Genomic DNA, 20,423 nt, shown 5'->3' with positions numbered 1-20,423 from the left:
TGAACCTGGAGGTTTGAACGCCTCGATCGAGGATCGATCCTCAGCGTGACTGCGGTTCGGCATCGCCCATGTCAGCGGCGCCGTCGCGGCGCATGCCCGAGCTCGGCACCAGCACCGGCTGCAGCGCCGGAATGAGTTTTGCGCGTTCCCGCTTCGCCGGCAGCGCGCGATAGACCTGCTTGCTGGCCTCCACGATATGCAGCCCGGCAAACGGCATCGACAGCGCCGCGCCGACGCGCTCCCACATCAAGGCCGAGCGCAGGAACCAGCCCATGCCCACCGGCGGCATGAACAGCGCCTCGCTCCACGCCGTCGGCGTGAACCAGGTCTGCCGCAACAACTGCGTGATCTGCGACCGCGAATAAGGCCGGCCATGGCCGAATGGCGTCGAATCCGAACGCGTCCACACGCCACGTCGATTCGGAATGATCGCGATCATCTTCCCGGACGGCGCGAGCACGCGCCAGACCTCACGCAACAGGCCTTCGGGATCGTCCGACATTTCCAGCGCATGGACCAGAATGATCCGATCCACCGCCGCATCCGGCAGTGGCAGCGACATCTCGTCCACCAGTGTAGCCAGCGCCGGCTTTGCGGTGGGCCATTTCAATACGCCCTGCGCGGCCGGCATGAAGGCGATACAGCGCTCGGCATTTTCGCGAAACAGGCCGAGATAGGGCGTGGGATAGCCGATCCCGAGCACCCGTTGGCCCTCGGCATCGGGCCAATGCGCCTTGATGCCGCGATTGATCAACCGCCGCGCCACGATGCCGAGGCGGCGGGAATAGAAATCCCGGAGGTCGATGACATCGATGGTCATGAATGCGTTCTACCATGGCTCATGCGATGCACGATCCCCCGAATCCCGGATTGCTGCCAGAGGCTTAACGCCATATGTCGGCGACATGGCGGCACGTCGCACCGACAATTGACAAGACCCGTCGGGCTGCGGCCTAGTTTGCACGGCGAGAATCCTGGAGGGGCGTCATGGTGTCACGGCGAATGCGAAAGTCCGCGGGAATGGCAATCCTATCCGCTCTGGTGATGTCGCCGCTGGCTTCGCTGCCGGCCCGGGCCAATCCGGCCACGGTCGATTACCTGTGCAGCCCGGCACTCCCCGGCGGCGACAAGATCTCGGTCGATTACAATTCCGGCGGCAAATCGATCACATTGTTCTACCCCAATGGCGAATCGCTCCGCATGCCGATCCAGCGCTCGGGCTCGGGCTTCCGTTATGGCGAAGGCAATGTCCTGATCGCCGGCAAGGGCGCGACCACGATCACGCTGCAGATCGGCGAGCAGCCGTCACGGCAATGCGTGACGCCGCCGCGCTAGGCGCGACGCGCAATTTATCGATACCTGCGCCCCTCCATGCGGGCGCATGCAAGAAACGTAACGGAGTTAACATGGCTGCTGAAATTCGCGTCTTCCCCTGCCTGTCCGACAATTTCGGCTACCTGATCCATGACCCGCAGAGCCTGAAGACCGCGGCCATCGATGCGCCCGAGGCCGGCCCGATCATGAAGGTGCTGCAGCGCGAGGGCTGGAAGCTCACGGATATCCTGGTCACGCATCACCACGCCGATCACGTCGGCGGCATCGCCGAACTGAAGAAGACCTATGGCTGCAAGGTGACCGCGCCGCATGACCAGGGCACCGCGATCCCGCATGTGGATGTCCGCGTCGGCGAAGGCAGCACCGTGCAGGTCGGTGCGCTGACGGCGCGCGTTCTGGAGACCCCCGGCCATACGCTCGACCATATCTGCTACGTGTTCGACAGCGAACTGGCGCTGTTCTCCGCAGACACGCTGTTCTCCGGCGGTTGCGGCCGCGTGTTCGAGGGCACCTATCCGATGATGTGGCAGTCGCTGAAGAAGCTGCGCATGCTGCCCGACGACTACCGCGTCTATTGCGGCCATGAATACACCGCCGCCAACATGAAGTTCTGCCTCGGCATCGACGCCCATAACGAAGCGCTGAAGAAGCGCGCCGATGAGGTGACGCAGCTGCGCGCCGCAGGCAAGCCGACCATCCCCACGCTACTCGGCCTGGAGAAGCAGATCAACGTGTTCCTGCGCGCCGACGATCCCGCCATCGCCGCCGCCGTCCGCCTCAAGGGGTTCAGCGAAGACGACGTGTTCAGCGAACTGCGCGAGCGCAAGAACAAGTCATGACGATGCCGACCGCTGCCGAGATCATCGCAATGCTCGGCCTGCAGCCGCATCCCGAAGGCGGGCACTTTCGCGAGACATTTCGCGATGCCCGCACCGATGCGCATGGCCGCGCGGCATCGACGGCGATCTATTTCCTGCTGGCGGCGGGTGAACGCTCGCACTGGCATCGCATCGATGCCGTGGAGATCTGGCACTATCACGCCGGTGCACCGCTGACGCTGGAGATCGCCGACGAGAACGGACAGCGCGCGATCACGCTGGGCGCTGACCTCGCGGCGGGGCAACAGCCACAGGGCATCGTGCCGCCGCATGCCTGGCAGGCAGCTGCTACGACTGGCGAGTGGACACTGGTCGGCTGCACGGTGGCGCCAGGGTTTGACTTTGCGACATTCGAGCTGGCGCCGAAGGGCTGGAAGCCGTGATCTTCTCCCTCCCCCAAGCGGTGCAGCTGCGCAGTGGGGAGGGAGAAGAGGGAGCGTCTCTCAGCGCTTCTTAAAAATCATATCTTTCGCCGCGATCAACCCGCCGCCCGCAATCAAAGCCGCGGCCAGCGCGATATTCGCACTCGCCTGCGCGAAGCCGGCAAGAATGAGAAACCCCGTCGACAGCAGCGGCGTCGCATAGGACGCGGCACCGAGCACGCGGATATCGCCGCGTTTCATGCCGATGTCCCATGTGTAGAACGCGGCGCCCACCGGGCCGACGCCGAGCGCGATCACCGACAGCCACTGCAACGCCGTCTCCGGCCAGACCGTGGTTTCGGTGGCAACATGCACGATCGCCGCGAGAATGGCCGTCACGAAACAGAAGCCGGCCACCGCATCCGTCGGCACCGCCTTCAACCGGCGCGACATCACCGAATAGGCCGCCCAGACAAAGGCAGCGCAGAATGCCGCGAACAGGCCGCCCGCATGGCCGGAGGCCGAGGTCAGCGAGACTTTGCCCCACAGTAGCAATACCGTGCCGACCAGACCGAGCAGCGCGCCGACGATGTGATGAGGATAGAGCCGTTCGCCCGGCAGCAGCGACGAGAACAGCACGATCAGCAGCGGCCAGAGATAGTTCAGCAGCCCCGCTTCCGCTGGCGGCGCCAGCCGCAAGGCAACGAAATACAGCGCGTGATAGCCGAACAGACCGCCGACACCGACCGCCCAGGTCAGCGGCGACTGCCTGAGCGCGCGGATCGCATCGGGGCGCCAGATCCAGCTGAGGGCTGCCGCCAATGCACCGATGGCGAAGGTCATGGCGGTAAGCTGAAACGGCGGCATGCGCCCGCTGGCCACCGTCATCACGGACAGCAGCGACCACATCAGGATGGCAGTCAGGCCGATGAGGGTGGCAGTGCGGGAAGTCATATGAACGTCATTGCGAGCGGAGCAAAGCAATCCAGCGAGTAAAGACTGGATTGCTTCGTCGCAAGTGCTCCTCGCAATGACGCGAAGATTTACGCGTGATACTGCCCGCCATTCACCGTCAGCGTCGAGCCGGTGACGAAGCCGGCATCATCCGCCGCGAGGAACAGCACCGCGCGGGCGATTTCCTCGGGCTCGCCGAGGCGGCCGACGGGGATCAGCGGCAGGATGCTCTTCTCCAGCACGTCCTTCGGCACCGCCTGCACCATCTCGGTGTTGATGTAACCGGGGCAGATCACGTTCACCGTGATGCCGAGCTTGGCATTCTCCAGCGCCAGCGCCTTGGTGAAGCCGATATCGCCGGCCTTGGCGGCGGAATAATTGACCTGGCCGAATTGGCCCTTCTGGCCGTTGATCGATGAAATGTTGATGACACGGCCGAATTTGCGCGAGCGCATGCCGTCGATGACGGGCTTGGTCATGTTGAACAGCGAGCCGAGATTGGTGTTGACCACCGCATGCCAGGATTCCGGCGTCATCTTGTGAAACGCACCGTCCTTGGTGATGCCGGCATTGTTGACCAGCACATCCACCGGCCCGAGTTCAGCCTCGACCTTCTTGATGCCGTCGGCACAGGCCTCGAAGGACGACACGTCCCATTTGTAAACGGGGATCCCGGTCTCGCTCTTGAATTTTTCGGCGGCCGCATCATTGCCGGCATAGGTCGCTGCGACATTGTAGCCGGCGTTCTTCAACGCCTTGCTGATGGCTGCGCCGATGCCTCGTGTTCCACCTGTCACCACTGCTACGCGCGCCATGCTGTCCTCCCGAAAATCAATTCTGAAATTATAGTAGCGAGTTAAGCTGGCGCTACGATGAACATCAAGAAAAAACGCCCGACGCAAAGCGCCGGGCGTTTTGATTTGATCGACGATGCAACGTCAATCGCTGTGTGCAGTGCAATCGCGCGCTGAAGTTTTCAGCGCGCGTGCCGCCCTTTTAGTCGCGTGCAACGCACATCGCGATGCCCATGCCGCCGCCGATGCACAGCGTGGCAAGGCCCTTCTTCGAATCACGCTTCTGCATTTCGTGCAGTAGCGTCACGAGGACGCGTGCGCCCGATGCGCCGACCGGGTGACCGATGGCAATCGCGCCGCCATTGACGTTGACCTTCGACGTATCCCAGCCGAGGTCCTTGTTCACCGCACACGCCTGCGCTGCAAAAGCCTCGTTGGCTTCGATCAGGTCGAGATCATTGATCGACCAGCCGGCCTTCTTCAGCGCCGCACGCGACGCCGGGATCGGGCCTGTGCCCATGATCTTCGGATCGACGCCAGCCTGGCCCCACGACACGATGCGCGCGAGCGGGGTGAGGCCTTCCTTGGCCGCCTGCTTGGCGGTCATCAGCACCACGGCGGCGGCGCCGTCATTGATGCCCGACGCCGAACCGGCGGTGACGGTGCCTTCCTTGTCGAAAGCCGGGCGCAGCTTGGCCATGGCTTCGAGCGTGGCGCCATGACGCGGATATTCGTCGGCGTCGACGACGGTATCGCCCTTGCGGCCCTTGATGGTCACCGGGACGATTTCGTCCTTGAACTTGCCGGCCTTCTGCGCAGCTTCCGCCTTCTGCTGCGAAGCGACGGCGAATTCGTCCTGCTGCTGGCGGGTGATCTGGAACTGCTTTGCCACGTTCTCGGCGGTGTTGCCCATGTGATAGCCGTTGAAGGCATCCCACAAACCGTCCTTGATCATGGTGTCGACCAGTTCGGTCGAGCCCATCTTCACGCCGCCGCGCAGATATTGCGCATGCGGGGCCATGCTCATGGATTCCTGGCCGCCGGCGACGACGATGTCAGAGTCACCATTCATCAGCGCCTGATAGCCGAGCGCGACGGTGCGCAGGCCGGAGCCGCACAGCATGTTGACGCCCCAGGCCGAGGTCTCGACCGGAAGGCCGGCGGCGATCGCCGCCTGACGTGCCGGGTTCTGACCCTGCGCCGCAGTGAGGATCTGGCCCATGATGACTTCGGAGACGCGCGCCGGATCGAGCTTCGCGCGCTCGAGCGCGGCCTTGATGGCGACGGCGCCGAGATCATGCGCTGGCGTGGTTGCGAAAGCGCCGTTGAAGCTGCCGACCGGTGTGCGGGCGGCGCTGACGATGACGACATCGTCTGACATGGACATCTCCTGTTGTTGTTTTGAAAGTGGGCCTGTTCGACTTTGACCACGCCATCACGGCTGACGCCGCGTGGCGCGCATCCTCTTAAACCTCGTATCTATGTGTCAATTGGACCTGAGGCCATTTCCGACCGCAGCGCACCAAAATTGGCACCAATGTCGCATTGCATAGCACAATCATGCCGCGATTTTAACCGTGACGCACAAAACGGTAGCCGAGCCAGTTTGAAAGTGCTTTCTTTATTGCATTGCGTTGTTCGACCACCCAATCCGATGGCCTTTTTGGCGCAATGCCGAAAGGTTTCCCGTCCCCGGTAGGTAAGTGAGCCATGGCGAAATCAGATCAACCCACCACCATCAAGAAATACGCGAACCGCCGGCTCTATAATACCGGGACGAGTACATATGTGACCCTGGAAGACCTTGCTTCCATGGTGAAGGACGGTGAGGATTTCCTCGTTTACGACGCCAAGACCGGCGACGACATCACCCGCCAGGTGCTGGCACAGATCATTTTTGAACAGGAAAACAAGGCCGGCCAGAACCTGCTGCCGACCACCTTCCTGCGCCAGCTGATCCGCTTCTATGGCGACAGCATGCAGATGGTGGTGCCGAAATATCTCGAACAGTCGATTGATTCGCTGACGCGGGATCAGGAGAAATTCCGCAAGCAGATGACGAACACGTTCGGCATGACGCCGTTTGCGCCGCTGGAAGAGACCGTTCGCCGCAACATGGAGCTGTTTCAGCAGACCTTCTCCATGTTCAAGCCGTTCGTGCCGCCGCGCCCCGGCGCCGCACCGGAGCCGGAGAAGGCCGCGGAGCCCGCAGCCGGCGGCGACAATATCGACGACCTGCGCAAGCAGATGAAGGACATGCAGGAGCGCCTCGAGCGCATGTCGCACGAGCCGAAGAGCGAGTAACGCTCGTCGCCCGAAATCTTCTCGGAAATCGGAATGCAACGCCGACCGTGGAACACTACGGTCGGCGTTTTCATGTGACGAGCCGAACCGCCATGGCAAAGACCACAACACCACTCCATCTTGACCGGCTGGAAACGCCGATCGGTACCGCACTGCTGGTGACGAATGTGGATGGCTTGCTCTGCGCGCTGGACTGGACGGATTATCAGGAGCGGTTGAATGTCTCGCTGCGCCGCTATCTTGGCGCGGCTCCGCTTGTCGATGCGCCAGCGCCCAAATCGATTCGTCAGGCACTCACGCGCTACTTCGGCGGCGATCTCGATCAGCTCGACACGATCCCCTGCCACATCCCCGGCACGCCGTTTCAGACCAATGTGTGGACGGCGCTGCGCAAGATTCCGGTCGGTACGACGCTCAGCTACGGCACCCTCGCCGCACAGCTTGGCTCACCCGCAGCGATGCGCGCGGTCGGTCACGCCAATGGATCGAATCCCCTCAGCGTGGTCGTCCCCTGCCATCGCCTGATCGGCGCCAATGGCGCGTTGACCGGCTATGGCGGCGGCATCGAACGAAAACGCTGGCTGCTGCGGCATGAGGGAGTGGAGGTGGCGTGACTCAGAGCGTCATGCGAGGAGCGTAGCGACGAAGCAATCCAGCCTTCGCTTGTTGCTTCTGGATTGCTTCGCTGCGCTCGCAATGACGATCTGGATTAAGCCGCCGGCTTCTCAGCCGCTTCGCTATTCGCCAGCAGATGGATCAGCGCCCGCTTGATCGCGGCCTGCCGCGTCGGCGCCGTGATCTGCGCACCGAGCAGATCGGTGACATAGAACACGTCCCGCGCCCGCTCGCCGAAAGTCGCCACATGGGCCGAGGCGATGTTGAGGTTCAGTTTCGAGATCGCCGTGGTGAGCTGATACAGCAGGCCCGGGCGATCCAGCCCTGACACCTCGATCACCGTATAGCGATCCGACCACTGATTGTTGACGATCACCTCCGGCTCGACGGTGAACGCCTTCAATGCCGCCTTCTTCGACGAACTCGACGACGCGCGCTTCGCCACCGTCTCCGGCAGCCGCACCTTGCCTTCCAGCACATCCTCGATCATGTCGCCGATCCGCGTGGCACGACGGCCTTCATCGTCGTCGCGGTCATATTCGCGCGAGATCGCGATCGTATCGAGCGCACGCCCGTCGGTGGTCGTATAGATCTGCGCGTCGACGATATTCGCGCCCGCAGCCGCGCAGGCGCCGGCGATGATCGACAGCAGCCAGGGATGGTCGACCGCAAGGATCGTCAGTTCGGTGACGGCGCGCGCTTCGTCGAAGCCGACATTGATCGCCAGCTTGTGGCCGGCCTGTTCGCTCGCCTGCAGGAAGCGCGCATGGCGGATCTTGCGTTCGAGATCGACCTTCAGCCAGTAGGCCGGGTAGTGCCGCGAAATATAGGCATTGAGCTGCGTCTCCGGCCATTCGGTGAAAGCCCGGCGGAATTCCGCCTGCGCCCCGGCGATGCGCTGCGCGCGGTTCACTTCGGAGAAGCCGCCGGTCAGCACCGGCTCGGCCTCGTAATACAGCGTGCGCAGGAGCTGCGCCTTCCAGCCGTTCCACACGCCCGGGCCGACGCCGCGAATGTCCGCGGTGGTCAGGATCGTCAGCAGCTTCATCTGCTCCACCGACTGCACGACCGCGGCAAAATTCTCGATGGTCTTGGTGTCCGACAGGTCGCGCGACTGCGCCACCGTGGACATGGTCAGATGCTCCTCGATCAACCAGGCGACCAGATCGGTGTCGCCGGCATTGAAGCCGAGCCGCGGGCACAATCGTCGCGCCACCTTGGCGCCGGCCGTGGAGTGATCCTCCGGCCGCCCCTTGGCGATGTCGTGCAGCAGCACGGTGATATAGATCACCGCGCGATGCTCCGGCCGGATCTTGCGCATCAGGTCGGAGGCGAGCGTGAACTCGTCGTTGCCGCCGCGCTCGATCTCCTGAAGGATGCCGATGCAGCGGATCAGATGCTCATCCACCGTATAGTGGTGATACATGTTGAACTGCATCATCGAGACGATGCGCCCGAAGGCACGGATGAAGTGGCCCAGCACCCCGGTCTCGTTCATCCGCCGCAGCACGATCTCGGCATTGTCCGAGGTCAGGATCTCCATGAAGATCTTGTTGGCTTCGGGATTCTCGCGCACGGCCGGCGTGATCAGCCGCAGCGAGCGCGTCGCTGCCCGCATCGCATCCGGATGGAAGGCCAGACTGTGCTTCTGCGCGAAACGGAAGATCCGGATCAGATTGACGGGGTCTTCCTTGAAAACATCGGGCGCCGCCAGATTGATGCGGTTGTTGTCGATGATGAATGAGTCACTGCCCGGCACGCGGCGGCGCTTCGTCTCCGGCCGCAGCTTGGCCATCATGCGCGTCAGCGCCGGTGCCGGCTTGGCCTGCTGGTCCTCCAGCTTCGCGCACAGGATCGCGGTGAGGTCACCGACTTCCTTCGCGATCAGGAAGTAGTGCTTCATGAAGCGCTCGACATCCTGCATGCCGGGATGCGAGGTATAGCCGAGCCGCACCGCGATCTCGCGCTGCAGGTCGAAGGACAGCCGCTCTTCCGGCCGCTTGGTCAGGAAGTGGATGTTGCAGCGGACCGACCACAGGAAATCTTCGCAGCGCTTGAAGGTGCGATATTCCTGCGCATCGAACACGCCGCGCGCCACCAGCTCCTTGCTGTCGCGCACGCGATAGACGTATTTCGCGATCCAGAACACCGTATGGAGATCGCGCAGCCCGCCTTTGCCGTCCTTGACGTTCGGCTCGACCAGATAACGCGATTGGCCGCCGCGGCGATGCCGCTCCTCACGCTCCGCGAGTTTTGCGCTGACGAATTCGGCAGCCGTGCCCTGCACCACTTCCGCGTCAAAACGCGTGACGAGCTCTTCATAGAGCGCCTTGTCGCCGGCGAGAAAACGCGTTTCGAGAATGGCGGTGCGGATGGTCATGTCGCCGCGCGCCTGGCGGATCGACTCGTCCACCGAGCGCGTGGCGTGGCCGACCTTCAGCCCCATGTCCCACAGGCAATAGAGAATGACCTCGGCGACCTGCTCGCCCCAGGCGGTCTGCTTGTAGGGCAGGATGAATAGCAGATCGATGTCGGACTCCGGCGCCATCAGGCCGCGGCCATAGCCGCCGGTGGAGACGACCGACATGCGTTCGCCGCTCGACGGCAGCGGCGCGTGATAGAGGTGCTTGATCGCCGCATTGAACAGCAGGCGGATGATGTCGTCCTGCACATCGCAGAGCCGCTCGGCGCAGCGCCGGCCGTGCCGGTCCTTGAGCAGCACCGCCTCGGCCGCCTCGCGCGCGGTCATCAGTTCGGCCTTGAGCAGCTTCGCCAGTGCAGCGCGAAAAAGGTCGTTCTTGCCGCGATGCTCCGCGGCGAGCGCATCGATCTCGGCGGCGATCCGCACGGTATCGAATTCGACTTCGGGGGCCGTCTCGGCCTTCAGCACAGCACTATCCATAGGCATCCCGGATATCGGACGGCGCGAGCGCTGTCACGGTCATTGTCATCCAACAGTTAGTTCATGCTGTCATTTGCGCAATCAGAGAAACGACATCCTCAAAGCGAGCATCTGAACGCACGATATCTTCTCGTTGACGAAAACGTATAAGCAATTGAAATTAAACAAGGTTTTTGCATCGCAACGCGGTGCCATCCAGCCGCTCCCGCGCGCCGGATGGTTGTTGCTGGTGCGCAGAAACGAATGTCATTCCAGGGGAGATTCGAATGTTCAGCCTATCACGGCGCGCTGTCGCCGGTCTGATCGCCGGCGCGGCCCTGCTGCCCGCCACCGCCTTCGCCGCCGATCCGCTCAAGGAAATACGGCTCGACTGGGCGACCTATAATCCGGTCTCCATCATCCTCAAGCAGAACGGCCTCCTGGAAAAGGAATTCGCCAAGGACGGCATCAAGATCACCTGGGTGCAGTCGGCCGGCTCCAACAAGGCGCTCGAATTCCTCAATGCCGGTTCCATCGATTTCGGCTCGACCGCCGGCTCCGCTGCGCTGGTCGCGAAGATCAACGGCAATCCGATCAAGTCGGTTTATGTCTATTCGCGGCCGGAATGGACCGCGCTGGTGACAACGAAGGATTCAAAGATCGCCTCCGTCGCCGATCTCAAGGGCAAGCGCGTCGCCGTGACCCGCGGCACCGATCCGCACATCTTCCTGGTCCGGGCGCTGCTCGACGCCAAGCTGACCGACAAGGACATCACCCCGGTGCTGTTGCAGCATGCGGACGGCAAGGCCGCGCTGATCCGTGGCGATGTCGATGCATGGGCCGGCCTCGATCCGATGATGGCGCAGGCCGAAGTCGAGGACGGCGCAAAGCTGTTCTTCCGCAAGGCTGAGGCCAACACCTGGGGCATCCTGAATGTCCGCGAACAGTTTTTGAAGGACTATCCGGATGCCGCGCGCCGCGTGCTCGCCGTCTATGAGGATGCGCGAAAATATTCGCTGGAGAATTATCCGGAGCTGAAGAAGGCCTTTATCGGCGTCACCAAGCTCCCCGAGGCCGTGGTCGACAAGCAGCTGAAGGAGCGCACCGAACTCACCCACAGCCGCATCGGCGCGCCGCAACGCGAGTCGATCCTCGCCGCAGGCCTCGCTCTGCAGCAGGCTGGCGTGATCGACGCCAAGGTCGATGTGAAGGCGACGGTGGATGCTTTGATCGATGATCAGATCCCGCTGCCGAAGAGCTAGCTCCCTGTCATCCCCGCGAAAGCGGGGATCCATAACCTCCGACGCCGTGAATGAGACTCGATCTCGACCACGGCGTTTTGACTATCTCTCCAGCGTGTATGGATCCCGGCGTTCGCCGGGATGACAGGGAGAGGTTTGCAAACCAAACTCCGCGAGACGCCGCCGCCCATGACCATGACGCTGGAAACACCCGCCATTGAACGCGCCGAGCTGGGCAATCAGCGCGCGCCCGACCGCCGCTGGCAGCGCCTCGCCCGTCCCCTGCTCGGCATCGTCGTCCCCGTGACCCTCGCACTCGCCTGGGAAGCCGCGGTCTGGGCCGGCTGGTCAAACGGTCGCCTCGTGCCCCCGCCATCGCGCGTCATCGCCACCATCACCGAACTCGCGCAAAGCGGCGAGCTCGCAAAACATGTCACCACCACGCTGATCCGCGTCGCCGCCGGCTTCGGCTTCGGCGTCATTGCCGGCACGCTGCTCGGCGCCATCTCCGGCTATTGGGGCATCGCACGCCGCCTGCTCGATCCCTCGATTCAGGCGCTGCGCGCCATTCCCTCCATTGCCTGGGTGCCGCTGTTCATCCTCTGGCTCGGCATTTTTGAAACATCCAAAGTCGCACTGATTGCGGTCGGCGTGTTCTTTCCGGTCTATCTCGGCGTGATGGGCGCGATCCTCTCAGTCGATCGCAAGATCGTCGAGGTCGGCCGCACCTTCCGCCTGTCCGGCCCCGCCATGATCCGCCGCATCCTGCTGCCCGCAGTGCTGCCGGCCTATGTGGTGGCGCTGCGCGTCGGCCTCGGGCTCGGCTGGATGTTCGTGGTCGCCGCTGAATTCATGGGCGCCTCCGAAGGGCTCGGCTATCTCCTGATCGACGGTCAGCAACTCGGCAAGCCCGCCCAGATACTCGCTGCCATCACCATCTTCGCGCTGCTCGGCAAGACCACCGACTGGCTGATCGAGCGCCTCACCGCGCCGTTGCTGCGCTGGCAGGATGCATTCCGTCCGGGCGGAGAGACCTGATGCTCACCCTCGATCATGTCGGCAAGACCTATCCCAACGGCGTCCATGCGCTGGAGCGTTTCAATGCGCGCATCCCGCAGGGCGAGATCATCGCCATCATCGGCGGCTCCGGCTGCGGCAAGTCCACCTTGCTGCGTGCCGTCGCCGGGCTCGACCGCGCCTCCAACGGCACGATCCGCATCGACGACATCGATATCACCGCGCCGCATGAGAAGATCGGCATCATCTTCCAGGAGCCGCGGCTGCTGCCCTGGCTCAATGTCGCCGACAATATAGGCTTCGGCCTCGCCGATCTTCCCGCAGCAGAGCGCCGCGAAAAGGTGGCGCAGGCGCTGGCCCGCGTCGGCCTCTCCGACAAGGCCAAAGCATGGCCGCGCGAACTCTCCGGCGGACAGGCGCAGCGCGTCGCCATCGCACGGGCGCTGGTGCCGCAGCCAGAAGTGCTGCTGCTCGACGAGCCTTTCTCCGCCCTCGATGCCTTCACGCGCCGCGATCTGCAGGATCATCTGCTCGATCTCTGGGCCGATACGCGACCGACGCTGATCCTCGTCACCCATGACGTGGATGAAGCCGTGGTGCTGGCCGATCGCGTGCTGGTGATGCGACCGCGGCCCGGGCGTTTGTTTGCCGAGATCGATGTCGGCCTTGCCCGCCCGCGTGATCGCGCGTCGCCGCTGTTCGATGCGGTGAAGAAACGCGTGCTCACCGCGCTCGACCGTTCGCTCGATCGCGACGTGCCGGATCACGCACCGGCCGAGGCCGTCGGCGCCTGGTGGTGACATTGCCGCGCCGCGCGACTAGAAGCTGCAACTAACAAATCTCAGGGAGAACCATCATGGACGCCGCCACGCTCCGCGCCACACAGGCACCGATCAAGGAACGCTACAAGACCGATCCGCAAGCTGCCTTCATCACGCTGAAGGCCAAGGGCTCCATCGACAATGACGGCATCGCATGCAAGGTCGAAACCGGCCGGCAGATCGCGGCCGCCGGCCTGCATCCGGCCACCGGCGGTTCCGGTCTCGAACTCTGCTCCGGCGACATGCTGCTGGAAGCGCTGGTCGCCTGTGCCGGCGTCACGCTGAAATCCGTCGCCACCGCCGTCGAGATTCCGTTGAAGTCCGGCAATGTGGTCGCCGAGGGCGATCTCGATTTCCGCGGCACGCTCGGCGTCGACAAGGAAGCCCCGGTCGGCTTCGCCGAAATCCGCCTGCGCTTCGACCTCGATACCGACGCGCCACAGGATAAGCTCGATCTCCTGCTCAAGCTCACCGAACGCTATTGCGTCGTCTATCAGACCATCAAGAACGGCCCGAAGGTGTCGGTGGCGCTAAACAGGATCTGACAACCCTGCTTTGTCCTGGCCGGGCTTGTCCCGGCCAACCACGTCTGGTTACACCACATGACGTGGATACCCGGCTGCCGGGCATGACAAAGAAGAACAAGAAATGTCACCCGACGTCGCCTTCATCGCCGTTCTGATTTTGCGCATGGCGATCACCGCCGCCTTCGTGATCTCCGCCTCCATCATCACCGAACGGTCCGGCCCAGCGATCGGCGCCCTGGTGGCGACGCTGCCGATCTCGGCGGGCCCGTCCTATGTCTTTCTCGCGATGGATCACGACGCGGCCTTCATCGCGCAGGGCGCGCTGGCGAGCCTGCCGATCAATGCGGCGACCATGTTTCTCGGTCTCACCTACATCTTCCTCGCGCAGCGCAACAATGTCGTGCTAAGCCTTGGCGCGGCGATCATCGTATGGCTCGTTCTCGCTTACATCGTGCAGCTGATCGACTGGACGCTGCTCGGCGGCATCGCCGTCAATGTCGTCACCTTCGCGATCTGCCTGCCGCTGATGGCGCGTTTCCGCCACGCGAAGATGCCTGTCATCACCCGCCGCTGGTACGACATCCCGCTGCGCGCCGCCCTTGTCGCCACGCTGGTCGGCGCCGTCGTCACGCTCTCCGCCACCATCGGCCCGACCGGCAGCGGCATGCTGGCGCTCTATCCGATCGTCTTCACCAGCCTGATGCTGATCCTGCATCCACGCATCGGCGGCCCGCCGACCGCCGCGGTGATCGCCAATGGCGGCTGGGGCCTGATGGGCTTTGGCATCGCCGTCGCCGCGATGCATGTGCTGGCACTGCGCGGCAGCTCGGTGATTGCGCTCGGCGCCGCACTGCTGATCTGCATGGCGTGGAATCTCGGCCTGTGGGGATGGGGCCGGCGGAAGGCGCGGTATGTTTAGTCTGTGCCGTAGGGCGGATTAGCGCAGCGTAATCCGCCGCAGAGTTTCAACTATGAACTCGGCCGGCGGATTACGGCTTCGCCGCATCCGCCCTACGGCCGAGCTTATCCCTTCGGCAGCTTCGCCTTCAACGCATACAATGCATCCAGCGCCTCGCGCGGCGACATCTCGTCCGGATGCAGCGCCTTCACCGCTTCTAACAACAGATCCGCCTCACTCGGTTGCCGTTCTTCTTCCGGCGCGCGCGAGGTGATGGCGAACAGCGGCAGGTCATCGACCAGCACTTTCGCGCCCTGCCCACGGTCCTGTGCTTCCAGCTTCGCCAGCACTGCCTTCGCCCGCGTGATCACCGCCGGTGGCAGGCCCGCAAGCTTGGCGACCTGGATGCCATAGGAGCGATCCGCCGAGCCCGGCAGCACCTCGTGCAGGAACACGACATCGCCATGCCATTCCTTCACCCGCACCGTGGCATTGAACAGCCGCGGCAGTTTTGCGGAGAGCTGCGTGAGTTCGTGATAGTGTGTCGCAAACAGCGATCGGCAGCGATTGCTCTCATGCAGATGCTCGATCGCCGCCCAGGCGATGGACAGACCGTCGAAAGTCGCCGTGCCGCGGCCGATCTCGTCGAGGATCACCAGCGCACGCTCGGTGGCCTGATTGAGGATGACGGCGGTCTCCACCATCTCGACCATGAAGGTCGAGCGCCCGCGCGCGAGATCATCCGCCGCGCCGACGCGTGAGAACAGGCGATCGACGATGCCAATGCGGGCGCGCGAGGCCGGCACGAAACTGCCGATCTGCGCCAGCAGCGCAATCAGCGCGTTCTGGCGCAGGAAGGTCGATTTACCGGCCATGTTCGGACCGGTGATCAGCCAGATCTGGCCCGACTTCTGGCCCGGCGCCGGCGAGAGATCGCTGGCATTGGCCACGAAAGACTCGCCATTGCGGCGCAGCGCCTGCTCGACCACCGGATGCCGACCGCCTTCGATGGCGAACAGCAAAGATTCATCGACTTCCGGGCGGACATAGTTGTCGTCCACCGCGAGCTTCGCCAGCGCCGTTGCGACATCAAGCTGCGCGAAGGCATGCGACGCCGCATAGAGATCGTCGGAATCCTCCGCGACCATGGTCGCCAGCCGCTCAAAAATCTCCAGCTCCAGTCCGAGCGCACGGTCGCCGGCATTGGCGATCTTGGCCTCGATCTCGCCGAGTTCGGAGGTGGTGAAACGCACCTGCCCGGCCAGCGTCTGGCGATGGATGAAGGTCGCATTCAGCGGCGCCTGCATCAGCTTGTCGCCATGCTGCGCGGTGACCTCGACGAAATAGCCGAGCACATTGTTGTGCCGGATCTTCAACGCCTTGACGCCGGTGTCCTCGGCATAGCGCGCCTGCATGGAGGCGACCACCAGCCGCGACGCGTCACGCAGATTGCGCGTCTCATCGAGCACGGGCTCAAAACCCTCGCGCACGAAACCGCCATCGCGCTTCATCAGCGGCAGATCGTCATCGAGCGCGCGGGCGAAGGTCGCCGCCAGTTCGCGCGACGGGCGGCGCAGGCCGGCCATCGCCGCGGCAATTTCAGTCGGTACGTTTTCGACGGCGTTCAGTCGATCCAGCACCTGATCCGCCGCCATTACACCATCGCGGATACAGACGAGATCGCGCGGACCGCCGCGGCCGACCAGCAGCCGCGCCAGCGCGCGCGACATGTCCGGCGCGACTTTTAGCGCCGAGCGCAGGTCGTCGCGCAGGCCGCTATCGGCGACGAAAGCCGCGACCGCATCATGGCGCCGCGCAATGCCGGCCGCATCGGTCAGCGGCGCCGCAAGCCGTTGCGCCAGCAGGCGCGAGCCGGCCGCCGTCACCGTGCAGTCGATCGCATCCAGCAGTGAGCCGCGGCGTTCGCCGCCAAGCGTCCGCGTCAGTTCGAGATTGGCACGGGTCGCCGGATCGATCGCCATGGTGGTGCCGACCGCCTCGCGGGTCGGCGGCGACAGCGGGATGCGCTTGCCGATCTGGGTGCGTTCCACATAGGTGACGCAGGCGGCAGCAGCAGTGGCCTCCAGCCGCGACATCGCGCTGAGGCCGTCCATGGTGGCGACGGCGAAATAGTCGCACAGGCGGCGTTCGGCGGTGGCGCCATCGAACACGTCGCGGGTCAGCGGCGTGACCGCGGAGAGTTCGCGCAACAGCTGGCTGAGATCGGGATCGCTGTAGAGCGCATCCGTCACGATCACTTCATTGGGATTGATGCGCGCCAGCGTCGCGCCGAGTTCGCCCGTCGCGCATTCGGTAACGATGAATTCGGCGGTCGAGATATCGATCCAGGCGAGGCTGATTCGGTCGCCGCCTTTCGCCCGCGCAATCGCCATCAGGTAATTGTTGGCGCGCGCATCGAGCAGGTTGTCTTCCGTCAGTGTGCCCGGCGTCACCACGCGGACGACGTCACGGCGGACCACGCTCTTGCTGCCGCGCTTCTTCGCTTCCGCCGGATCCTCCATCTGCTCGCAGACAGCGACGCGGATGCCGAGTGCGATCAGGCGGTGCAGATATTCGTCGGCGCGCACCACCGGCACGCCGCACATGGGGATATCCATGCCCTGATGCTTGCCGCGCTTGGTCAGCACGATGCCGAGCGAGCGCGAGGCCAGTTCCGCATCCTCGAAGAAGATCTCGTAGAAATCGCCCATCCGGTAGAACAGCAGCAGGCCCGGATTGGCGGCCTTGATCTCGAGATATTGCTGCATCATCGGCGACACCTTGGTGTCGTCGGTGGCGGGCGCGGGCTGTTCCGGGGCGGTAATGGCTTGCTGGATCGTCATGGCGGCGGACGCTAGCAAATTTCACCGACCCGATCCTACGCGCCGGGCCGCGAAACACCATGTTTTCCCCACCGCAGCGCCCGGTTGACAAGTCAACCGCCCCCGCTTATCCGAGAAGCTGGGTGTGACAATCCACGCGTCAGCCATGATTTGACCGGGTCGGTGGGCCTTCCTACAAACCACCGCGACAATCCGGCAAATGCGCGGATGCAGCCCAGGAGGAAGATGATGAGCGATGTGTTTATTTGCGACGCCGTGCGCACCCCGATCGGCCGTTTTGGCGGCTCGCTCGCGAAAGTCCGCGCCGACGACCTCGCTGCCGCTCCGATCAAGGCGCTGAAAGAGCGCAATCCGAACGTCAAATGGGAAGAAATCGACGAGGTTTTCTTTGGCTGCGCCAACCAGGCCGGTGAAGACAACCGCAACGTCGCCCGCATGGCCGCCCTGCTCGCCGGCCTGCCGGAAAGCGTTCCCGGCCAGACCCTCAACCGCCTCTGCGCCTCCGGCCTGGATGCCGTCGGCGCCGGTGCCCGCGCCATCCGCGCCGGCGAAATCGATTTCGCGATCGCCGGCGGTGTCGAATCCATGACCCGCGCGCCCTTCGTGCAGGGCAAGGCGCAGGAAGCCTTCTCCCGCCAGTCGGAAATCTTTGACACCACGATTGGCTGGCGCTTCATCAACCCGCTGATGAAGGCGCAGTACGGCGTCGACGCGATGCCGGAAACCGGCGAGAATGTCGCGCAGGATTTCCAGATTTCCCGCGCCGACCAGGACGCTTTCGCGATCAACTCGCAGCAGCGCGCCGGCAAGGCGATCGCTTCCGGCTACTTCGCCGAGGAAATCATCGCGGTGCAGGCGCCGGGCGGCAAGGCCGGCCCGATCAGCGTGGACAAGGACGAGCATCCGCGCCCGGAAACCACGCTGGAAGGCCTCGGCAAGCTGAAGCCGATCGTGCGCAAGGACGGCACCGTGACCGCCGGCAACGCCTCGGGCGTCAATGACGGCGCCGCCGCCATGATCCTCGCCTCGGCCGCCGCGGTGAAGAAGTATGGCCTCACCCCCCGCGCCCGCATTCTCGGTCTCGCTTCGGCGGGTGTTGCGCCGCGCATCATGGGTATCGGCCCGGTTCCGGCGACGCAAAAACTGATGGAGCGCCTCGGCCTCAAGATCAGCGATTTCGATCTCATCGAGCTGAACGAAGCCTTCGCCTCGCAGGGCATCGCGGTGCTGCGCCAGCTCGGCGTCAAGGAAGATGCTGACTTCGTGAATCCGCATGGCGGCGCGATCGCGCTCGGCCATCCGCTCGGCATGAGCGGCGCCCGCCTCGCGCTGACCGCGGTGCACGGCATGGAGAAGCGCGGCGGCAAGCTCGCGCTGGCCACCATGTGCGTCGGCGTCGGCCAGGGCGTCGCCATGGCGATCGAGAAGCTGAACTAAGAACGACCACGTCCAAGAATGCCGCCGCGGTCCCCGCGGCGGCCCCAAGGGGAAACGAGCATGACGCTAATCTATCCCGTCGAGAGCAATGCGGCGCACGCGCCGCGCCTCTCACCCGGCTACAAGTCGACCATCAAGCGCGCGCCGCAGAAGCAGCGCATCCTGATGCCGCATACGCTGTCGGAACTGACCGGCCCGGTCTACGGCCACGAAACCGTGCGCCCCGGCGATCATGACCTCACCACCATGCATGCCGGCGAGCCGCTCGGCGAACGCATCATCGTGCATGGCACCGTGATGGATGAGGACGGCCGCGGCGTGCCGAACACGCTGGTCGAACTCTGGCAGGCCAATGCCTGCGGCCGCTACGTGCATGTCTGGGACCAGCACCCCGCCCCGCTCGATCCGAATTTCACCGGTGCCGGCCGCGCCGTCACCGACGCGCAGGGCAATTACAAGTTCGTCACCATCAAGCCCGGCGCCTATCCGTGGGGCAATCACCACAATGCGTGGCGCCCTGCCCATATCCATTTCTCGGTGTTCGGCCATTCCTTCGTCTCGCGCCTCGTGACGCAGATGTATTTCCCGAACGATCCGCTGTTCGCCTACGACCCGATCTTCAATTCGGTGACAGACGAAAAGGCGCGCCTGCGCATGGTGTCGGAGTTCGATCTCGACGTCACCGAGCCCGGCTGGGCGCTGGCCTATCGCTTCAACATCGTCCTGCGCGGCCGCAACGCGACGCCGACGGAGAATCACTGATGCCTGGAATTACCCCGTCGCAGACCGTCGGCCCGTTCTACGCCTATGGTCTGACGCCGAACGGCAAATATGCCTGGAACGACGCCTTCACCAACAACCTGCTGACGCCCGACGTCACCGGCGACAAGATCCGCATCGAAGGCGTGATCTATGACGGCGACGGCAAGGTCGTGCCCGATGCCGTGCTGGAAATCTGGCAGGCCGACGCGCAAGGCCGTTTTGCCGATCCGCAGGATTCGCGCGGCATTCCGAATTCGAGCTGGCGTGGTTTCGGCCGCTCGGGCACGACGGATGCGGGTGAGTATTCGTTCGACACGATCAAGCCCGGCGCCGTTCCCGGCATCGATGGGAAGGATCAGGCGCCGCATATCGTGATGGCGGTGTTCGGCCGCGGCATGACCATGCAGTCGATGACGCGCATCTATTTCGACGATGAGGCGGCGACGGCAAGTGATGCTGTCATGCAGCTAGTGCCGGCGGACCGCCGCGCGACGCTGATTGCGAAGAAGACGGCTGCGGGTGTGTATCGGTTCGATATCCACCTGCAGGGGGACAACGAGACGGTGTTCTTCGACGTGTGATCTTTCTTCTCCCTCCCCGGAGCGCAGCGACTGGGGAGGGTGGATCGAAGCAAGCGTTCAGCGAGCTTCGAGACGGGTGGGGTGCTCCCCCAAACTCCGTCCTACCGTGGGGAGAGACCCCACCCGGCGCTACGCGCCACCCTCCCCATTCGCTTCGCTCCGGGGAGGGAAAC

19 protein-coding genes are annotated in these 20,423 nt (G+C 64.0%); 13 read left to right on the top strand and 6 right to left on the bottom strand.

What is annotated here, in order from left to right; translation table 11 throughout:
- Positions 1–40 precede the first annotated feature (40 nt).
- On the bottom strand, positions 41–820 hold the full coding sequence (locus tag ACIQ17_RS09450; protein ID WP_398467757.1) for a methyltransferase domain-containing protein: 780 nt from the start codon (positions 818–820) through the stop codon (positions 41–43).
- A 200-nt stretch (positions 821–1,020) separates the two neighbouring features.
- Between ACIQ17_RS09450 and ACIQ17_RS09445 the strand changes: the two genes are divergently transcribed.
- From ACIQ17_RS09445 to ACIQ17_RS09435, 3 genes are all read left to right on the top strand, one after another.
- Positions 1,021–1,335, top strand: a complete 315-nt coding sequence (locus tag ACIQ17_RS09445; protein WP_398467755.1) for an MliC family protein — start codon at positions 1,021–1,023, stop codon at positions 1,333–1,335.
- 71 nt (positions 1,336–1,406) lie between these two features.
- Positions 1,407–2,174, top strand: coding sequence for a hydroxyacylglutathione hydrolase (gene gloB / locus ACIQ17_RS09440; RefSeq protein ID WP_398467753.1), 768 nt, complete (start codon positions 1,407–1,409; stop codon positions 2,172–2,174).
- A gap of 2 nt (positions 2,175–2,176) precedes the next feature.
- Positions 2,177–2,596, top strand: a complete 420-nt coding sequence (locus tag ACIQ17_RS09435) for a cupin domain-containing protein (protein WP_398467763.1) — start codon at positions 2,177–2,179, stop codon at positions 2,594–2,596.
- Between the two features lie 60 nt (positions 2,597–2,656).
- Here the strand turns inward: ACIQ17_RS09435 and ACIQ17_RS09430 are convergent, their stop codons facing one another.
- The 3 genes from ACIQ17_RS09430 to ACIQ17_RS09420 all read right to left on the bottom strand — a co-directional run bounded on the left by ACIQ17_RS09430 (position 2,657) and on the right by ACIQ17_RS09420 (position 5,704).
- Positions 2,657–3,529: a DMT family transporter gene (locus ACIQ17_RS09430; RefSeq protein WP_398467751.1), complete on the bottom strand. Its 873-nt coding sequence runs from the start codon at positions 3,527–3,529 to the stop codon at positions 2,657–2,659.
- Between the two features lie 89 nt (positions 3,530–3,618).
- Positions 3,619–4,344, bottom strand: a complete 726-nt coding sequence (phbB, locus tag ACIQ17_RS09425) for an acetoacetyl-CoA reductase (RefSeq protein WP_398467749.1) — start codon at positions 4,342–4,344, stop codon at positions 3,619–3,621.
- A gap of 181 nt (positions 4,345–4,525) precedes the next feature.
- Positions 4,526–5,704 carry an acetyl-CoA C-acetyltransferase gene (locus tag ACIQ17_RS09420; protein ID WP_398467747.1) on the bottom strand — a complete coding sequence of 393 codons (1,179 nt, stop codon included), beginning with the start codon at positions 5,702–5,704 and terminating at the stop codon, positions 4,526–4,528.
- Between the two features lie 329 nt (positions 5,705–6,033).
- Between ACIQ17_RS09420 and phaR the strand changes: the two genes are divergently transcribed.
- Together phaR and ACIQ17_RS09410 are read left to right on the top strand one after the other, a co-directional pair.
- On the top strand, positions 6,034–6,627 hold the full coding sequence (gene phaR, locus ACIQ17_RS09415; protein WP_398467745.1) for a polyhydroxyalkanoate synthesis repressor PhaR: 594 nt from the start codon (positions 6,034–6,036) through the stop codon (positions 6,625–6,627).
- Between the two features lie 92 nt (positions 6,628–6,719).
- Positions 6,720–7,241 carry a methylated-DNA--[protein]-cysteine S-methyltransferase gene (locus ACIQ17_RS09410; protein WP_398467743.1) on the top strand — a complete coding sequence of 174 codons (522 nt, stop codon included), beginning with the start codon at positions 6,720–6,722 and terminating at the stop codon, positions 7,239–7,241.
- A gap of 95 nt (positions 7,242–7,336) precedes the next feature.
- Here ACIQ17_RS09410 and ACIQ17_RS09405 read toward each other — a convergent pair whose 3' ends face one another.
- A complete protein-coding gene (locus ACIQ17_RS09405; RefSeq protein WP_398467741.1) occupies positions 7,337–10,144 on the bottom strand; it encodes a [protein-PII] uridylyltransferase in 2,808 nt (935 codons plus the stop codon).
- A gap of 266 nt (positions 10,145–10,410) precedes the next feature.
- Here ACIQ17_RS09405 and ACIQ17_RS09400 point away from each other — a divergent pair, with 266 nt between their 5' ends.
- The 5 genes from ACIQ17_RS09400 (at position 10,411) to ACIQ17_RS09380 (ending at position 14,648) form a co-directional block, all read left to right on the top strand.
- On the top strand, positions 10,411–11,385 hold the full coding sequence (locus ACIQ17_RS09400; protein WP_398467739.1) for an aliphatic sulfonate ABC transporter substrate-binding protein: 975 nt from the start codon (positions 10,411–10,413) through the stop codon (positions 11,383–11,385).
- 168 nt (positions 11,386–11,553) lie between these two features.
- Positions 11,554–12,402 (top strand): ABC transporter permease, encoded by an 849-nt coding sequence (locus tag ACIQ17_RS09395; RefSeq protein ID WP_398467761.1) that lies wholly within the window; start codon positions 11,554–11,556, stop codon positions 12,400–12,402.
- A complete protein-coding gene (locus ACIQ17_RS09390) occupies positions 12,402–13,181 on the top strand; it encodes an ABC transporter ATP-binding protein (RefSeq protein ID WP_398467737.1) in 780 nt (259 codons plus the stop codon). The genes ACIQ17_RS09395 and ACIQ17_RS09390 overlap by 1 nt, the downstream gene beginning before the upstream one ends.
- Positions 13,182–13,237: 56 nt before the next feature.
- Complete coding sequence (locus ACIQ17_RS09385) at positions 13,238–13,747, top strand: OsmC family protein (protein WP_398467735.1); 510 nt, start codon at positions 13,238–13,240, stop codon at positions 13,745–13,747.
- Between the two features lie 103 nt (positions 13,748–13,850).
- Complete coding sequence (locus ACIQ17_RS09380; RefSeq protein ID WP_398467733.1) at positions 13,851–14,648, top strand: hypothetical protein; 798 nt, start codon at positions 13,851–13,853, stop codon at positions 14,646–14,648.
- A gap of 104 nt (positions 14,649–14,752) precedes the next feature.
- On the opposite strand, the gene mutS is transcribed toward ACIQ17_RS09380, so the two are convergent.
- A complete protein-coding gene (gene mutS / locus ACIQ17_RS09375; protein WP_398467731.1) occupies positions 14,753–17,470 on the bottom strand; it encodes a DNA mismatch repair protein MutS in 2,718 nt (905 codons plus the stop codon).
- Between the two features lie 228 nt (positions 17,471–17,698).
- Between mutS and pcaF the strand changes: the two genes are divergently transcribed.
- Genes pcaF through pcaG form a run of 3 tightly spaced genes read left to right on the top strand, consistent with a single transcriptional unit; the run spans position 17,699 to position 20,250 of the window.
- The gene (gene pcaF / locus ACIQ17_RS09370) at positions 17,699–18,907 is read left to right on the top strand and encodes a 3-oxoadipyl-CoA thiolase (protein WP_211911833.1); all 1,209 of its coding nucleotides are present in this window, start codon (positions 17,699–17,701) and stop codon (positions 18,905–18,907) included.
- 60 nt (positions 18,908–18,967) lie between these two features.
- A complete protein-coding gene (pcaH, locus tag ACIQ17_RS09365; RefSeq protein WP_398467728.1) occupies positions 18,968–19,669 on the top strand; it encodes a protocatechuate 3,4-dioxygenase subunit beta in 702 nt (233 codons plus the stop codon).
- Positions 19,669–20,250 carry a protocatechuate 3,4-dioxygenase subunit alpha gene (gene pcaG / locus ACIQ17_RS09360; RefSeq protein WP_398467726.1) on the top strand — a complete coding sequence of 194 codons (582 nt, stop codon included), beginning with the start codon at positions 19,669–19,671 and terminating at the stop codon, positions 20,248–20,250. Before pcaH ends, pcaG begins: the two co-directional genes overlap by 1 nt.
- The last annotated feature ends 173 nt before the right edge of the window (positions 20,251–20,423 follow it).

This window comes from Tardiphaga sp., from assembly GCF_044340795.1.
Taxonomy (GTDB): domain Bacteria; phylum Pseudomonadota; class Alphaproteobacteria; order Rhizobiales; family Xanthobacteraceae; genus Tardiphaga.
This window is presented reverse-complemented; position numbering and strand designations above follow the sequence as displayed.

Excerpts from the sequence above, each read along its gene's own strand:
- phaR (WP_398467745.1), top strand. The coding sequence starts at position 6,034 with ATGGCGAAATCAGATCAACCCACCACCATCAAGAAATACGCGAACCGC.
- ACIQ17_RS09420 (WP_398467747.1), bottom strand. The coding sequence starts at position 5,704 with ATGTCAGACGATGTCGTCATCGTCAGCGCCGCCCGCACACCGGTCGGC.
- ACIQ17_RS09405 (WP_398467741.1), bottom strand. The coding sequence starts at position 10,144 with ATGGATAGTGCTGTGCTGAAGGCCGAGACGGCCCCCGAAGTCGAATTC.
- pcaG (WP_398467726.1), top strand. The coding sequence starts at position 19,669 with ATGCCTGGAATTACCCCGTCGCAGACCGTCGGCCCGTTCTACGCCTAT.
- ACIQ17_RS09435 (WP_398467763.1), top strand. The coding sequence starts at position 2,177 with ATGCCGACCGCTGCCGAGATCATCGCAATGCTCGGCCTGCAGCCGCAT.
- pcaH (WP_398467728.1), top strand. The coding sequence starts at position 18,968 with ATGACGCTAATCTATCCCGTCGAGAGCAATGCGGCGCACGCGCCGCGC.
- ACIQ17_RS09400 (WP_398467739.1), top strand. The coding sequence starts at position 10,411 with ATGTTCAGCCTATCACGGCGCGCTGTCGCCGGTCTGATCGCCGGCGCG.
- ACIQ17_RS09395 (WP_398467761.1), top strand. The coding sequence starts at position 11,554 with ATGACCATGACGCTGGAAACACCCGCCATTGAACGCGCCGAGCTGGGC.
- mutS (WP_398467731.1), bottom strand. The coding sequence starts at position 17,470 with ATGACGATCCAGCAAGCCATTACCGCCCCGGAACAGCCCGCGCCCGCC.
- ACIQ17_RS09450 (WP_398467757.1), bottom strand. The coding sequence starts at position 820 with ATGACCATCGATGTCATCGACCTCCGGGATTTCTATTCCCGCCGCCTC.
- ACIQ17_RS09385 (WP_398467735.1), top strand. The coding sequence starts at position 13,238 with ATGGACGCCGCCACGCTCCGCGCCACACAGGCACCGATCAAGGAACGC.
- ACIQ17_RS09390 (WP_398467737.1), top strand. The coding sequence starts at position 12,402 with ATGCTCACCCTCGATCATGTCGGCAAGACCTATCCCAACGGCGTCCAT.
- phbB (WP_398467749.1), bottom strand. The coding sequence starts at position 4,344 with ATGGCGCGCGTAGCAGTGGTGACAGGTGGAACACGAGGCATCGGCGCA.
- ACIQ17_RS09410 (WP_398467743.1), top strand. The coding sequence starts at position 6,720 with ATGGCAAAGACCACAACACCACTCCATCTTGACCGGCTGGAAACGCCG.
- pcaF (WP_211911833.1), top strand. The coding sequence starts at position 17,699 with ATGAGCGATGTGTTTATTTGCGACGCCGTGCGCACCCCGATCGGCCGT.
- ACIQ17_RS09430 (WP_398467751.1), bottom strand. The coding sequence starts at position 3,529 with ATGACTTCCCGCACTGCCACCCTCATCGGCCTGACTGCCATCCTGATG.
- ACIQ17_RS09380 (WP_398467733.1), top strand. The coding sequence starts at position 13,851 with ATGTCACCCGACGTCGCCTTCATCGCCGTTCTGATTTTGCGCATGGCG.
- ACIQ17_RS09445 (WP_398467755.1), top strand. The coding sequence starts at position 1,021 with ATGGCAATCCTATCCGCTCTGGTGATGTCGCCGCTGGCTTCGCTGCCG.
- gloB (WP_398467753.1), top strand. The coding sequence starts at position 1,407 with ATGGCTGCTGAAATTCGCGTCTTCCCCTGCCTGTCCGACAATTTCGGC.